The 318-nt window shown below is 48.7% G+C and carries 1 pseudogene; it reads right to left on the bottom strand.

The window, feature by feature from the left end:
- Nucleotides 1-13: 13 nt before the first annotated feature.
- Nucleotides 14-318 (bottom strand): annotated as a pseudogene (locus FS736_RS24565) (alpha/beta fold hydrolase); the annotation flags it as partial.

Raw genomic sequence — 318 nt, 5'->3', positions numbered from 1 at the left:
AAAACACCAGCCCTCACCCCCTCCCCTTTGCTCTTCCTTCTTCAACTATTTCCTCTACACCAATCAATCCATTCATAACCTCATCCACATCCTCACCCCCCTCCTCCCCCACAACCTCCCCCGTCTCCTTTAAGATCAAAACCTCCCAATCCTTCACATCCTTCTTCACTTTCCTCCCCATTCCCACCCCAACCACTTTATCATCCTCCCCCCATATCACCAGCCATCCACCTTCTATTTTTCTCACTTCTTCCCCACAAACATCTCCTTCACCGTGCCTCATCATCATCCTCAACCCTTTCAATATATCATCTTCCA

Origin of the sequence: Cytobacillus oceanisediminis 2691 (assembly GCF_007678455.1) — a bacterium.
Lineage (GTDB): Bacteria > Bacillota > Bacilli > Bacillales > Cytobacillaceae > Mesobacillus > Mesobacillus oceanisediminis_A.
Note: the sequence above shows the minus strand (reverse complement) of the source record. Positions and strands in the feature narration are given on the sequence as shown.